The organism is Methylobacterium sp. TK31, assembly GCF_055361545.1.
Genome location: NZ_CM143964.1, coordinates 711719 through 724076, shown reverse-complemented (window position 1 = coordinate 724076; position 12358 = coordinate 711719). Strand labels below are relative to the sequence as shown.

Annotated in this window: 9 protein-coding genes; 5 read left to right on the top strand and 4 right to left on the bottom strand. The window is 69.4% G+C overall.

All coding sequences use genetic code 11. The features are described 5' to 3' along the window. The first annotated feature begins 7 nt into the window (after positions 1–7). The 3 genes from ACXJY8_RS03235 to ACXJY8_RS03225 all read left to right on the top strand — a co-directional run bounded on the left by ACXJY8_RS03235 (position 8) and on the right by ACXJY8_RS03225 (position 4753). A complete protein-coding gene (locus tag ACXJY8_RS03235; protein WP_463776064.1) occupies positions 8–1921 on the top strand; it encodes a monovalent cation:proton antiporter-2 (CPA2) family protein in 1914 nt (637 codons plus the stop codon). After that, positions 1914–3350: an MATE family efflux transporter gene (locus ACXJY8_RS03230; protein ID WP_463776063.1), complete on the top strand. Its 1437-nt coding sequence runs from the start codon at positions 1914–1916 to the stop codon at positions 3348–3350. Before ACXJY8_RS03235 ends, ACXJY8_RS03230 begins: the two co-directional genes overlap by 8 nt. Positions 3351–4033: 683 nt before the next feature. Next, entirely contained in the window at positions 4034–4753 is a 720-nt protein-coding gene (locus ACXJY8_RS03225; protein WP_463776062.1) for a polyamine aminopropyltransferase, read from the top strand. A 29-nt stretch (positions 4754–4782) separates the two neighbouring features. On the opposite strand, the gene ACXJY8_RS03220 is transcribed toward ACXJY8_RS03225, so the two are convergent. Next, complete coding sequence (locus ACXJY8_RS03220) at positions 4783–5070, bottom strand: hypothetical protein (RefSeq protein ID WP_463776061.1); 288 nt, start codon at positions 5068–5070, stop codon at positions 4783–4785. A 260-nt stretch (positions 5071–5330) separates the two neighbouring features. On the opposite strand from ACXJY8_RS03220, the gene ACXJY8_RS03215 reads away from it, so the two are divergent. After that, on the top strand, positions 5331–6404 hold the full coding sequence (locus ACXJY8_RS03215) for a DUF6662 family protein (protein ID WP_463776060.1): 1074 nt from the start codon (positions 5331–5333) through the stop codon (positions 6402–6404). Between the two features lie 25 nt (positions 6405–6429). Here the strand turns inward: ACXJY8_RS03215 and ACXJY8_RS03210 are convergent, their stop codons facing one another. Both ACXJY8_RS03210 and ACXJY8_RS03205 read right to left on the bottom strand, forming a co-directional pair. After that, a complete protein-coding gene (locus ACXJY8_RS03210; protein ID WP_463776059.1) occupies positions 6430–7245 on the bottom strand; it encodes an oxidoreductase in 816 nt (271 codons plus the stop codon). A gap of 109 nt (positions 7246–7354) precedes the next feature. Beyond that, positions 7355–10390, bottom strand: coding sequence for an FAD-binding and (Fe-S)-binding domain-containing protein (locus ACXJY8_RS03205; RefSeq protein WP_463776058.1), 3036 nt, complete (start codon positions 10388–10390; stop codon positions 7355–7357). Positions 10391–10521: 131 nt separating this feature from the next. On the opposite strand from ACXJY8_RS03205, the gene ACXJY8_RS03200 reads away from it, so the two are divergent. Continuing rightward, positions 10522–11568, top strand: a complete 1047-nt coding sequence (locus ACXJY8_RS03200; RefSeq protein WP_463776057.1) for a threonine aldolase family protein — start codon at positions 10522–10524, stop codon at positions 11566–11568. Between the two features lie 40 nt (positions 11569–11608). On the opposite strand, the gene ACXJY8_RS03195 is transcribed toward ACXJY8_RS03200, so the two are convergent. Further along, positions 11609–12334, bottom strand: a complete 726-nt coding sequence (locus ACXJY8_RS03195) for a GntR family transcriptional regulator (protein WP_463780321.1) — start codon at positions 12332–12334, stop codon at positions 11609–11611. Positions 12335–12358: the final 24 nt, after the last annotated feature.

Genomic DNA, 12358 nt, shown 5'->3' with positions numbered 1-12358 from the left:
GATTCTCATGGCAAGCGCCGCGACCCACGTCAGCTTTCTGCCCCCCGTGCTGACGTTCCTGTCGGCGGCGGTGATCGGTGTGCCGATTTTTCGCCTCATCGGCCAGAGTGCGGTGCTTGGTTACCTCGTGGCCGGGGTGGTGATCGGGCCATTCGGTTTCTCCCTGATCGCAGAGCCCGAAACGGCGGCGAGCGTCGCCGAACTCGGCGTCGTGCTGCTGCTCTTCATCGTCGGCCTCGAGCTCCAGATTTCCCGCCTCGTTTCGATGCGGCGGGACATTTTCGGCCTCGGCACCGCGCAGCTGATCGTCTGCTCGGTGGCCCTGGCGGGTGTCGGCATCCTCATGGGCGCCAAGCCCTCGGCGAGCCTCGTCATCGGCATCGCGCTGGCGCTCTCGGCCACCGCCGTTGCCCTCCAGTTGCTGGAGGAGCGTGGCGACATGGGAACGCCCTATGGCGGGCGGGCCTTCGCCGTCCTCCTGTTTCAGGACATCTCCGTGGTCGCCATCCTGGCCCTGATGCCCCTGGCCGCCTCGTCCGGCACGGGCGGCGGCGACGGCTGGCTCCTCTCGGCCCTGCAATCCACCGGCACGGTGGGTGCCGCGATCCTCGCCGTCGTCCTGGTCGGGCGCTACGGACTCAATCCGTTCTTCGGCCTCCTGGCGGCCAGCGGTGCGCGCGAAGTCATGACCGCAGCCGCGCTCCTCGTGGTGCTCGGCACCGCGATGCTGATGGAGCATGTCGGGCTGTCGATGGCGATGGGCGCGTTCCTGGCGGGCGTTCTGCTGGCCGAATCCAACTTCCGTCACCAGCTCGAGGCCGATATCGAGCCATTCCGCGGCATGCTGCTCGGACTGTTCTTCATGAGCGTGGGGATGTCCATCGACGGCGGCCTGCTGAAGGCCGAGTGGCCGACCCTCCTCGGGGCGACGGCTGGCGCGATCCTGCTCAAAGTCGCCCTCGTCGCCGGCCTGTTCCGTCTGTTCGGCTCACCCTGGCTCGACGCCGTACGGGGCGGGGCCATCCTGGCACCGGCCGGCGAATTCGCCTTCGTGCTGTTGCCGGCGGGGGGCGAGCTCGGCCTGGTCGATTCCGCGAGCACCCGCTTTGCCGTGGCCCTCGCGGCCTTGACCATGCTGGTCGGCCCCGTGGCGGCCAAGGCCCTCGATGCCGTGCTCGCGAGGCGTCCCGAAGGACCCGAAGCGATGCCGGAGGCCATCGAAAGTACCGAGGCCCGTGTCCTCGTCATCGGCTTCGGCCGCTTCGGACAGATCCTCACCCAGGTGCTGCTCGCCGAGGGCATCAGCGTCACGGTGATCGACAAGGACGTGGAGCAGATCCGCAGCGCCGCACGCTTCGGTTTCCGAATTTACTACGGCGATGGCACTCGCCTCGACGTGCTGCGCGCCGCCGGGATCGGCCGGGCCGAACTCGTCTGCGTCTGCGTCGACGACAACGAGGCCGCACTGAAGATCGTCGACATCGTGCATGAGGAATTCGCGAGCGTGCGCACCTATGTGCGAGCCTATGATCGCATGCACGCCGTCGAGCTGATGAACCGGGACGTGGATTATCAGCTGCGCGAAACGGTGGAATCCGCCCTCGCCTTCGGTCGCGCGACCCTGGAGGGGCTCGGCCTCAGCGCCGAAGCGGCGGCGGCCACTGCCGAGGACGTGCGCAAGCGCGACGTCGCACGCCTCGTGTTGCAGCAGGCGGGCGCCCTGCCGGACGCGATGACATGGGCCCGCGGCCTGAACGAGATCAAGCCGGAACCCCTGACGGAGCCGAAGCGGCCTTCACGTGCCCTCAACGCCGAGACCCGCGATATCATCGGATCACAGAGGCGGGAGGCGGCGACCCGCACCCTGGAGACCCACGAGGCCCAGCCGGAGCAACCGCAGGATGCCCGTACGGATGCCTGAGGCGACATCCGGTTCGGCGCGGTTCGTCGAGGGGTCTATCCTGCGCCATGTGGTGACGATGAGTGCCACCGGCTCGATCGGGCTGATGGCGATCTTCGTCGTCGATTTTCTGTCGCTGCTCTACGTCTCCAAGCTCGGCGATCCGACGCTGACGGCGGCCGTGGGCTTTGCCACCATCATTCAGTTCTTCGCCATCGCCATCAATATCGGCTTGATGATCGCGGCCGGTGCTCTGGTCTCGCGGGCGATCGGGGCCGGCGACGCGGAAGGCGCGCGCCGCCTCGCAACCTCGGGCACGATTCAGGGCATCATCGTCTCCGGCCTCCTCGTTGTAGCAATGCTACCGTTCCTGCCGACCTTGCTCAGGTGGATCGGCGCGGATGCCGAGACGCTGCCGGTGGCGACCCGCTTCCTCTGGATCACCCTGCCGTCGAACCTGCTGATGGGCCCGGGCATGATGTTCTCGGGGCTGCTTCGCGCGGTCGGAGCCGCCCGCCAGGCCATGTACGTCACCCTCGGCGGCGCCATCGTCACAGCCGGCCTTGACCCTCTGCTGATCTTCGGCGCCGGCCTCGGCGTCGACGGGGCGGCCATCACCACCTGCTTCGCACGAGCCACCTTCGCCGTGATCGGTCTGTGGGGCGTTCGCCAGCACCGGTTGCTCACTCGTCCAAGACTTGCGGACGTCATCGCCGACGCGCCCATTGTCATGCGGATCGCCCTGCCGGCGGTGCTGACGAACCTCGCGCCTTCCATCGCGAGTGCATTCATCGCCCATGCCCTCGCGCAGTTCGGCGCCGTGGCGGTAGCCGGCAACGTGGTGGTCGACCGCCTCACCCCCGTGGCCTTCGGTGGTCTCTTCGCCATGTCGGGCTCGATCGGGCCGATCCTCGGCCAGAATTGGGGAGCGGCCCGCTTCGATCGGATGCGCGGCGTCCTGCGGGACGGGACACTCATCACCGCGGTCTATGTGCTCGTCGTCTGGGCAGCCCTGATCCTGGGCGCCGGTCCCCTCACCCGCCTCTTTGCGCTCGAAGGCGTCGCGGCGGACCTGTTCGGCTTCTTCTGCCTCGTCAGCGGCGGCGTCTGGTTCTTCACGGGGCTGCTGTTCCTGGCCAACGCCGCATTCAACAATCTCGGCTTCCCGTTCTACTCCACGGCCCTGAACTGGGGGCGCGCCACCCTCGGGACCGTGCCGCCGGCCCTGATCGGCGCGCAGGTCTACGGCCCGAAAGGCGTCATCGCCGGTGTCGGCCTTGGCTCCGTCCTGTTCGGCTTGGCCGGGATCGCCCTCGCTTTCCGGACCGTGGTCACCCTCGAGCGGCGTGCCGGCGTCGCCGCCCGGGAAGCGGATCCCGTCGAGGCACCCAATCCCGGCACGGATGCCACCCGTGCCGCTGCACCGGCACAATCCGGCGCTCTGATCTGAGAACTGCCCACGCGGGCACTCGTGGACCTTGCTTCAGGATCACGCCGAGTCCGTTCCCTGGATGGTGTCCGGGCGACACTTGCGAAGACGTCCTGCGTGAATCCACCGATCTCCAGCATCCGCCTCCACGGCGTTGCAAAGATGGTCGGTGATCGTCGAGACCATTGCCGCCGGCTCCGTGACCTCGTGCTTGGCGACCGGACCGATCTGCCGGTTGGGGTCCGCGGGGGGCTGTGGCCGCCGCCATACGGCTCCCGCTCATCAGACCAGAGGTCGAGGAAGAGATTGCCTCCATCGCGTACCGAGCTGCCGAGGTTCGCGTAGCCCTCGCTCTACCGCAGCGGCACCGGAAGCAGGCTGGTGCTGATCAGCATCCAAAAGTCGAATAAAACCATGCGCGGGACGACAGAGGTCCTACCGCCCGTGAGACAGGCGATAGCCTCAGCAATGCGGTTCGTAGGGCTCACGCGCTGCACATCCTGCGCTTGTCGTTACCGCGGCGCTTGGATGCTGCGTGCAAGGTCCGATGGAGACTTTGCAGTTGCGCTGGTCGATAGGTCGGACGTATCCGAGTGGTGCCGTACGGGGGCGGACGCCCGCGATACGGTTGACCTTGCATGGCGTTTCGGATGAGGCGGTGACAGCCGCGGCCGAACGGAGCCGTGGACGGAGCCCCTGCGTCGATGTCCTCTCCTCCCTGGGTCCTGTGCGACACCAGCGCCATTCCCGGTAGCCCCGCGCGTCTGAACCTCCTCAAGCAGGGGGACGCCTACTCGATCCAGGTCGGGAGCGCGGAACTGATGACGAATCTCGATCGTCGCTCGGAGCAGGCGCTGGCGACCATCGCCTGCGAACGCCTCGAGGGCCGCCTAGCGCCGCGTATCCTCATCGGCGGCTTGGGCATGGGCTTCACGCTGCGTGCCGCCCTTGGCGCACTCGGGCCGGACGCGAAGGTCGTCGTCGCCGAACTCATCCCGGCCGTGGTGGCGTGGGCGCGCGGCCCCCTCGCCCACCTCTTCGGCGACAGTCTGGACGACCCCCGGGTCGAGATCGCCGAGACGGACGTCAATCGGCTGATCCAGTCGGGACCCGAGCAGTTCGACGCTATCCTGCTCGACGTTGACAACGGCCCTTCGGGCATGACCCGGCGGGAAAACGACCGCCTCTACGATGCCTGGGGCCTCAAGCGCGCGCATTACGCACTGCGCAGCGGCGGCCTCCTCGCGGTCTGGTCCGGCAAGCCCGACCGACGTTTCAAGGCGCGCCTGCGCCTATACGGCTTTGCGGTCGAGGAGTTCCGCATCCATGCCAATGGCGGCTCCGACGGTCCGCGCCACGTCCTCTGGATGGCGACGCGACCCGCACGACCGCTGCGGTTCGCATCGCTGGAGCGCAAGGCCTGACGCAGGCGGCGACGACCTCGGGTCTTCGTTCAGTAGCTGTAATTGCGGCGCCCGGGACCCTGGACCTGACCGTACCCGGCGCCGCGCGGCTCGACGCGCGAGCCGTAGTCGATCTCGCGCTGCCGCTTGGCCTGACGGTTCGCCAGATAACGGCCGCCGAGGCAACCTGCGACCGCACCGACCACTCCCCGCTCGGCGAGGTAATGTCCCGCGATCCCGCCGATGATGGCGCCCTTGATGCACCCCTTGGCCTCGGCCGCACCGACGCTGCCGAAGGTGAGGAGGGCGAGGGCCGACGCTGTCGCAATGATTCGCATGTTCGATCTCCGGGCTGATGCGTCGAGGAAACCGTCCCGCCACCGACCCGTTCCGGCGGTGGGTGAAGGATCCGGCAATTTTCCGATGCGATTCACGCCGAGGCTCGCCTGGCCCGGAAACTGTGTTCTTAATCCATCGGCGTCGTCATTTTCCGGGTTTGTGTCTCATCCGCAGCAGGCAGGACAAGCGCGGCCGTGTCTAAGGTGAGGAACAGGGTCCGCCACTCATCGCGTCGAGGGCCGCAACGGGATTTCGCCTGATGCTTTCGGGGTGCGTGCGTCCGGTCGTGGCCATCATCGGTATCGTCGGGGCACTGTCCTCAACCATCGCCGACGCCGTCGAGAAGGACGATCCGGCCGCCGGCAAGCCGAGACTCCAGGCGTCGAGGGATGGACGATCCATCCCGGCGCGCGAGGGTGCTTCGGCGAAGAAGGATCAGGCGGGCGGCCGGGACTCCAGGACGGATAGGGCGTCGAAAGACGACAAGGCAGGCGGGGACGACGGCAAGTCCAAGGATGTCGACACCGAGCATCTCTTCGGCTTCACGGAAGGTGCGGATGCGGGCGAGAAGGGCGAGCAGGAAGCCGTCGTCGATACGATCTCGCGCCTCGGCAAGCGACTCTCCGGGCCGGGTAAGGGATATTACCGCGTCCTCGACACCAAGCTCGGCTATCAGTTCGATCCGATCGATCGCCTGAGCATCGAGTTCGGTGCGTTCGGCACCTTTCGTCAGGTCCGCAACATCGTCGATCTCGACGACAAGTCCTACGGCACGTTCGATGGGGTCTCCGTCGAGGTGAAGTACCAGTTCCTGAAGGGCGACAAGGATCAGCCGCTCGGGCTCGCCCTCGAACTCCGGCCGCGCTTCACCCGCGTGCTGCCGATCGAGGGGAATGGTGCCGACATCTTCGACATGGAGACCGTGCTCCAACTCGATCTGCAGCTCGTGCCGGACAAGCTCTGGTATGGCAGCAACGTCAGCTTCGAGCCGGCGGCCGGTCGCCAGCGCGGCCCGGACGCACCGGGTTACCGTTCATCGACCTTCCTCTGGTCGAACGCCCTGATCGCCCGGGTCGGGGAAAGCACCTATCTCGGGCCGGAGGTCCGCTACCTGCGGGGCTACGACGGTACGTTCCTCAACGCGCTGGAGAGCGAGGCCCTGTTCGTCGGCCCCGCCCTGCACCACCGCTTCACCGAGAAGATCTGGCTGACGGTGGCGTATGCGGGACAGGTCTGGGGCCGCGATGCCGACCCCACCCTGGCTGGCCGTGCCCTCGGCCTGAACCAGTTCGAGCGGCACAACGTGCGGGTCAAGTTCGGCATGGAGTTCTGAGCGCCGGCGCGGGGCGTCCGAGGCCTCAGTTCGGCAGGTGCATCTGTTTCCGCAGGCTCTTGTCGAAGAGGTGGGCGGGGGCGAAGCGCCGGAGCAGGCTGATCTGGCGCGCGACCTTGCCGGCGGTGTAGCGGCGGCGCGGGAGGGAGGCCTCGGCGGCGGCGAGCACGGTATCGGCCACGATCTCCGGAGCATCGGCGGTGGCCATGGCCTCGCGCATCGTCCGTTCGGCACCGGCCCTTGCCTCGCCGTAGAGGCTTAGCTGAGCATCGGGAGCCTGCAGGTTCTGGTCGAAGGCCGTGCGCGTATAGGCCGGCTCGACCAGGACGACGCGGATGCCGTGGCCGCGGACCTCATGGTCGAGCGATTCCGAATACCCTTCCACGGCATGCTTGCTGGCCGCATAGAGCGCCATGTAGGGCGCCGGAATCAGACCGAGCACGGAGCTGATATTGACGATGCGGCCGCTCTTCTGGGCGCGCATCGTCGGAAGCACTGCGCGGATGGCACGGATCAGGCCGTACAGGTTCACGTCGAACAGGTCCTGCGCCTGGGCGATGGTGGATTCCTCGGCCCCGCCGCTGATGCCGAAGCCGGCATTGTTGACGAGGAGGTCGATGCGGCCGGTCTCGTCGAGCACGGTCTTGACCATGGCGGCGACGGAGGCGTCGTCGGTGATATCGCAGGTCAGCAGGGTGCCGGCATCACCGAGGACATCGCTGCTGCGGCGGCTCGTCCCGAAGACGCGGTAGCCGGCCTTGTGAAGGGCCCGCACGGTGGCGAGACCGATGCCGGAGGAGGCACCGGTGACGATGGCGGTTTTGCGAATGGCTCGATTCATGACGGTCTCCCAGCGGGTCCGATCCGCCGGCCCCTCCCGTTTTAGATGACGTATATAATCTAAAACGACAAGCGGAAGCGGGTGCCGTGGCACACCCGCGCCGCCCCGATCAGAGCGGCAGGAACGGTTTTCCGTTTCGCAACGCGCGCGAGGGTCGTGTCGACGTCACGAGGGTTTCGTCGAGCACGCGCGCCACGTGACGCGCGTCGAGGCCGAGGCCGTCATGGATCTGATGGCGGCAGCTCGTCCCGTCCGCCACGACGAGATCGTCGGGGCCCGCCATGCGCAGGGCCGGGAACAGCGACAGCTCGGCCATGGCCAGGGACACGTCGATGGTCTCGGCGCCGTAGCCGAAGGCGCCGGCCATGCCGCAGCAGCTCGACTCGATCGGGCGGACGTCGAGGCCGGGCACCGCGCGCAGGACCGTCTCGACGGCGCCCATGGCCGCGAAGGCCTTCTGGTGGCAGTGGCCGTGGAGATGGGCGACCCGGCCGCCCTGGTTGGCGAACGGCAGGTCGATCCGCCCGGCCTTGAGGTCGGCCGCCAGCAACTCCTCGAACAGGACGCTCGCGCGCCCGAGTTCGATTGCCTCCGGCCCGGGCAGGAGCGAGGCGAACTCGTCCCGGAAGGTCAGGAGGCAGGAGGGCTCGAGGCCGACGACCCGGGCGCCGGCCCGGACGAAGGGCAGCAGCGCGGTCAGCGTCCGCCGGGCCTCGGCCCGGGCCCGGTCGGTCTGCCCGGAGGCGAGGTAGGTGCGCCCGCAGCAGAGGGGGCGGCGGCCGCGCAGGGGGAAGACCCGGTGCAGGCGGTAGCCGGCCGCGATGAGCACCCGCTCGGCCGCCTCCAGGTTCTCGCGCTCGAAGGCCCGGTTGAAGGTGTCGCCGAACAGGACGACGTCGCGAAAGTCGCCGGACACGTCGGCCGGATGGGCGGGCTCCCCGGATTCGCGCCAGGGCCGGCGCCATTTCGGCAGGGTCCGGCGGGCCGAGAGGCCGACCCAGCGCTCGGAGAGCCGGGCCAGGGCCGGCAGGCGGTCGCGCAGGTTGAGGAGGGGCGCCAGCCGCGCCGCCGTGGCGGCGTAGAGCGGGAGCGCCGCCACCAGCCGCTCCTTCAGGGGCAGGCCGTGCCGGGCGTGGTAATGGTGCAGGAATTCGATCTTCATCTTGGCCATGTCGACACCGGTGGGGCATTCCCGCCGGCAGGCCTTGCACGAGACGCAGAGGTCCAGGGTCCGCTTCATCTCGGGACTGGTGAAGGCGTCCGGCCCGAGCTGGCCCGAGATGGCGAGCCGCAGGGAATTGGCCCGGCCCCGGGTGAGATGCTGCTCGTCCTTGGTGACGCGGTAGGACGGGCACATGGCGCCGCCGGCGAGCTTCCGGCAGGTGCCGTTGCTGTTGCACATCTCGACGGCCGGGCCGAACCCGCCCCAGTCCGACCAGTCGAGGGCTGTGGTGCCGGGCTGCGTCACCGCGTAGCCCGGCTGGAAGCGCATCAGCGTGCGGTCGTCCATGCGCAGGGGGCGGACGATCTTGCCGGGGTTCAGGCGGTTGTCCGGGTCGAAGCCGTCCTTGACCGTCTCGAAGGCGCGGGTGAGCCGGGCCCCGAACATCGGCTCGATGTATTCGGACCGCGAGATGCCGTCGCCGTGCTCGCCCGAATAGGAGCCCTTGAAGCGGCGCACGGCGGCGCTGGCCTCCTCGGCGATGGCCCGCATCTTGGCGACGTCGCCGCCCTGCTTCATGTCGAGGATCGGGCGCACGTGCAGGCAGCCCACCGAGGCGTGGGCGTACCAGGTGCCCCGGGTCCCGTGCCGGGTGAAGACCTCGGTGACTGTGTCGGTGTAATCGGCCAGATGCTCCAGGGGCACCGCGCAATCCTCGATGAAGGAGACCGGCTTGGCGTCGCCCTTCATGGACATCATGATGTTGAGGCAGGCCTCGCGCACCTCCCAGACCGATTTCTGGCGGACGGGCTCGGGCACCTCCACCACGGCGTTCCGGAAGCCGTGGTCGCTCATGCAGGCGTCGAGGCGCCTGAGATCGGCGAGCAGCGCGTCCCGATCGTCGCCGGCGAATTCCACCAGCAGCAGGCAGTTCGGCGTGCCGCGGGTGATGTCGGCGAGCGTGGTGCGGAACAGCGGGATGTCGGCGCCGAGGACCAGGACGTTGTTGTCGACGAGTTCCACCGCCACCGGGTCGAGATCGACCAGCGCCTTCGTGGTCTCCATGGCCGAGCGGAAGGACGGGAAGTGGCAGACGCCCATAACCCGGTGGGCGGGCAGGCGCGACAGCTTCAGGGTGACGCCGGTGGTGGCCGCCAGGGTGCCCTCGGAGCCAACGAGGAGATGGGCGAGGTTCGGCCGGGGCTCGATCAGGGCGTCGAGGTTGTAGCCGCCGACCCGGCGCTGCACCTGCGGGTAGCGCGCCAGGATCTCGTCGCGCTCCGCCTCGGCCAGCGCCCGCATCGCCGCGGCGAGGCGCTCGGCCCGGTCGGAGCCGGTCACGCCGGTGCTGTCGTTGCCGGTCAGGCCGAAGCCGAAGGGGGTGCCGTCGGGAAACAGCGCCTCCATCGCCAGGACGTTGTCGCTCATCTTGCCGAAGCGCAGCGAGCGGGCGCCGCAGGAATTGTTGCCGGCCATGCCGCCGATGGTGCAGCGGGTGGCGGTGGAGGGCTCGACCGGGAAGAACCAGCCGTCCGCCTTCACCCGGGTGTTGAGGCGCTCCAGCACCATGCCGGGCTCGACCGTGACGGTGCCGCCCTCGGGGTCGTAGGCGGTGATGCCGTTGAAGTGGCGCGAGCAGTCGACCGCGAGCCCGTGCCCGATGGGCTGGCCGTTCTGCGAGGTGCCGCCGCCGCGCAGGATGACGGGCACGTCGTGCTCGGCCGCGATCTTCAGAGTCGCGGCGATGTCGGCGGCCGAGCGCGGCAGCACCACGCCGGCCGGCACGATCTGGTAGATCGAGGCGTCGGTGGCGTAGCGTCCGCGGGTGAAGGGATCGAAGCGGGCCTCGCCCTGCAGGGCCTCTGCGAGGCGGCGGGCGAGGCCGGCGTTCTGGCGGGTGGCCGCGCGGGGCGTGGGGGTGGCCTCGCGGGGCGTAGGGTTGGCCTCGCGGGGCGTGGTCGATGGCTCAGCCGTGGCGGTCATGCTTCATCGTCCTCGCGTGGCGGATGGCCATCCGGGCCGGAATGCCGGTGTGCGGCGGGCCGGATGGGGTGGCGGCCGGGGCCGCCGAAGCTAAGATACGGTGATATTTTGAATGCAAATGGGCTTGCAAGATGATCGACCTGTTCAGCGACACCCAGACGCAGCCCACGGCGGGGATGCGGGAGGCCATGGCGCGGGCCGAGGTGGGGGATGAGCAGTCGGATTCGGACCCGACGACCCTCGCGCTCTGCGCGCGGGTGGCCGACCTGCTCGGCCAGGAGGCCGGCGTGTTCATGCCCTCCGGCACGATGTGCAACCTGGTGGCGATCCTGGTCCAGACCCGGCCCGGGGACGAGATCATCGTCGACGACCAGTCCCACATCTACAACACCGAGGCCGCAGGCTCGGCCGCCATCGGCGGCATCTCCGTGGCGGCCCTGAGGACGCCGGCGGGGGTCTACACGCCGGAGGCCTTCGAGGCCGCGATCCGCCCGCCGGCCCGCACGGCGCCGCGCTCGGCCCTGGTCTCGATCGAGCAGACCACGAGCTTCTCCGGCGGATCGGTCTGGGCGCTCCCGGACATGCGGCGCATCCGCGACATCGCCCAGGCGCGCGGCCTGCGGGCGCATATCGACGGGGCCCGGCTCCTCAACGCGGTGGCGGCCACCGGCATCGCCGCGCGGGACTACGCCGAGGGCTTCGACAGCGCCTGGATCGACCTCAGCAAGGGGCTCGGCTGCCCGGTCGGCGCCGTCCTGTGCGGGCACCAGGACTTCATCACCGAGGCCTGGCGCTGGAAGTACCGCCTCGGCGGGGCCATGCGCCAGTCCGGCATCCTGGCGGCGGCCGGCCTCTACGCCCTCGATCACCACATCGACCAGCTCGCCCGCGACAACGCCCACGCGGCCCTGCTGCGCGACCGGATCGCGGGCGCGCCCGGCCTCGCCATCGAGGCCGGCGCCGCGCAGTCCAACATCCTGTGCTTCTCGGTGGAGCCCCTCGGGGTGACGGCCGCCGCCTTCGCCAAGGCCTGCCTCGCGCACGACGTCCGGGTCCGGGCGATCGGTGCGCATCAGATCCGCGCCACGACCCATCTCGAGGTGGACGAAGCCGGCATCCTGCGGGCGGCCGCGGTGATCCGCGCCGAGGCCGAGCGCCTGTCGGCGAGCGCCAGCTGATCCGCCTCGCGGCCGGTCCGCGCGGGAGCCAGCGCCGCCATCAGGCCTCGGCCGCCACGCTCTCCCGCACGGCGGCGGCCCGGCGCTTGTTGCGCAGGTGGCGGAACAGGATGTCGCTGAGCTCCGGGCCGGCCCGGCGGCGCAGGGCATCGAGGATCTCCTCGTGTTCGCGCATGGCCTCGCCCCAGCGGTCGCGGTCCTTGTCGAGGTTGGCCGCGTAGCGCACCCGGCGCAGGCGCCCGGCGAAGTTCGCGTAGGTCGTCCGCAGGGGCTCGTTGTCGGCGGCCTCCACGATGCGGTCGTGGATCGCCTGGTTGCCGGTGAAATAGCCGTGCAGGTCGCGCCGCAGGTAGGCGGCGTACATCGTGTGGTGCAGGCGCTCGATCTCGGCGAAGGCCGCCTCGGTGATCTTCTCGCAGGCGAGCCGGCCGGCCAGGGCCTCGAGCCCGCCCATCACGTCGAACAGCGCCACCATCTCGTCGGCGCCGAGCTGGCGGACCCGGGCGCCGCGGTTCGGCAGCAACTCGATCAGCCCCTCGGAGGCCAGCACCTTGAGCGCCTCGCGCAAGGGGGTGCGCGAGATCCCGAAGCGCTCGCAGAGCAGGCGCTCCGGCACGCGGGCGCCGGGGGCGAGGTTGCCCTCGACGACGTAGTCGCGCAGCTGCGCCAGCAGGGTCCCGTGCAGAGACGCGGCCGCCGCGCCCGAGACCCGGGGCTGGGACGCGACCTCCGGGTCGATCGCGGTATCCGGGGCGGGGTCGAGCATCATCGTTCCAGAATTATCAGCGGT

Coding starts and splice junctions, on each gene's coding strand:
- ACXJY8_RS03235 (WP_463776064.1), top strand. CDS start 8: ATGGCAAGCGCCGCGACCCACGTCAGCTTTCTGCCCCCCGTGCTGACG.
- ACXJY8_RS03230 (WP_463776063.1), top strand. CDS start 1,914: ATGCCTGAGGCGACATCCGGTTCGGCGCGGTTCGTCGAGGGGTCTATC.
- ACXJY8_RS03225 (WP_463776062.1), top strand. CDS start 4,034: ATGTCCTCTCCTCCCTGGGTCCTGTGCGACACCAGCGCCATTCCCGGT.
- ACXJY8_RS03220 (WP_463776061.1), bottom strand. CDS start 5,070: ATGCGAATCATTGCGACAGCGTCGGCCCTCGCCCTCCTCACCTTCGGC.
- ACXJY8_RS03215 (WP_463776060.1), top strand. CDS start 5,331: ATGCTTTCGGGGTGCGTGCGTCCGGTCGTGGCCATCATCGGTATCGTC.
- ACXJY8_RS03210 (WP_463776059.1), bottom strand. CDS start 7,245: ATGAATCGAGCCATTCGCAAAACCGCCATCGTCACCGGTGCCTCCTCC.
- ACXJY8_RS03205 (WP_463776058.1), bottom strand. CDS start 10,390: ATGACCGCCACGGCTGAGCCATCGACCACGCCCCGCGAGGCCAACCCT.
- ACXJY8_RS03200 (WP_463776057.1), top strand. CDS start 10,522: ATGATCGACCTGTTCAGCGACACCCAGACGCAGCCCACGGCGGGGATG.
- ACXJY8_RS03195 (WP_463780321.1), bottom strand. CDS start 12,334: ATGCTCGACCCCGCCCCGGATACCGCGATCGACCCGGAGGTCGCGTCC.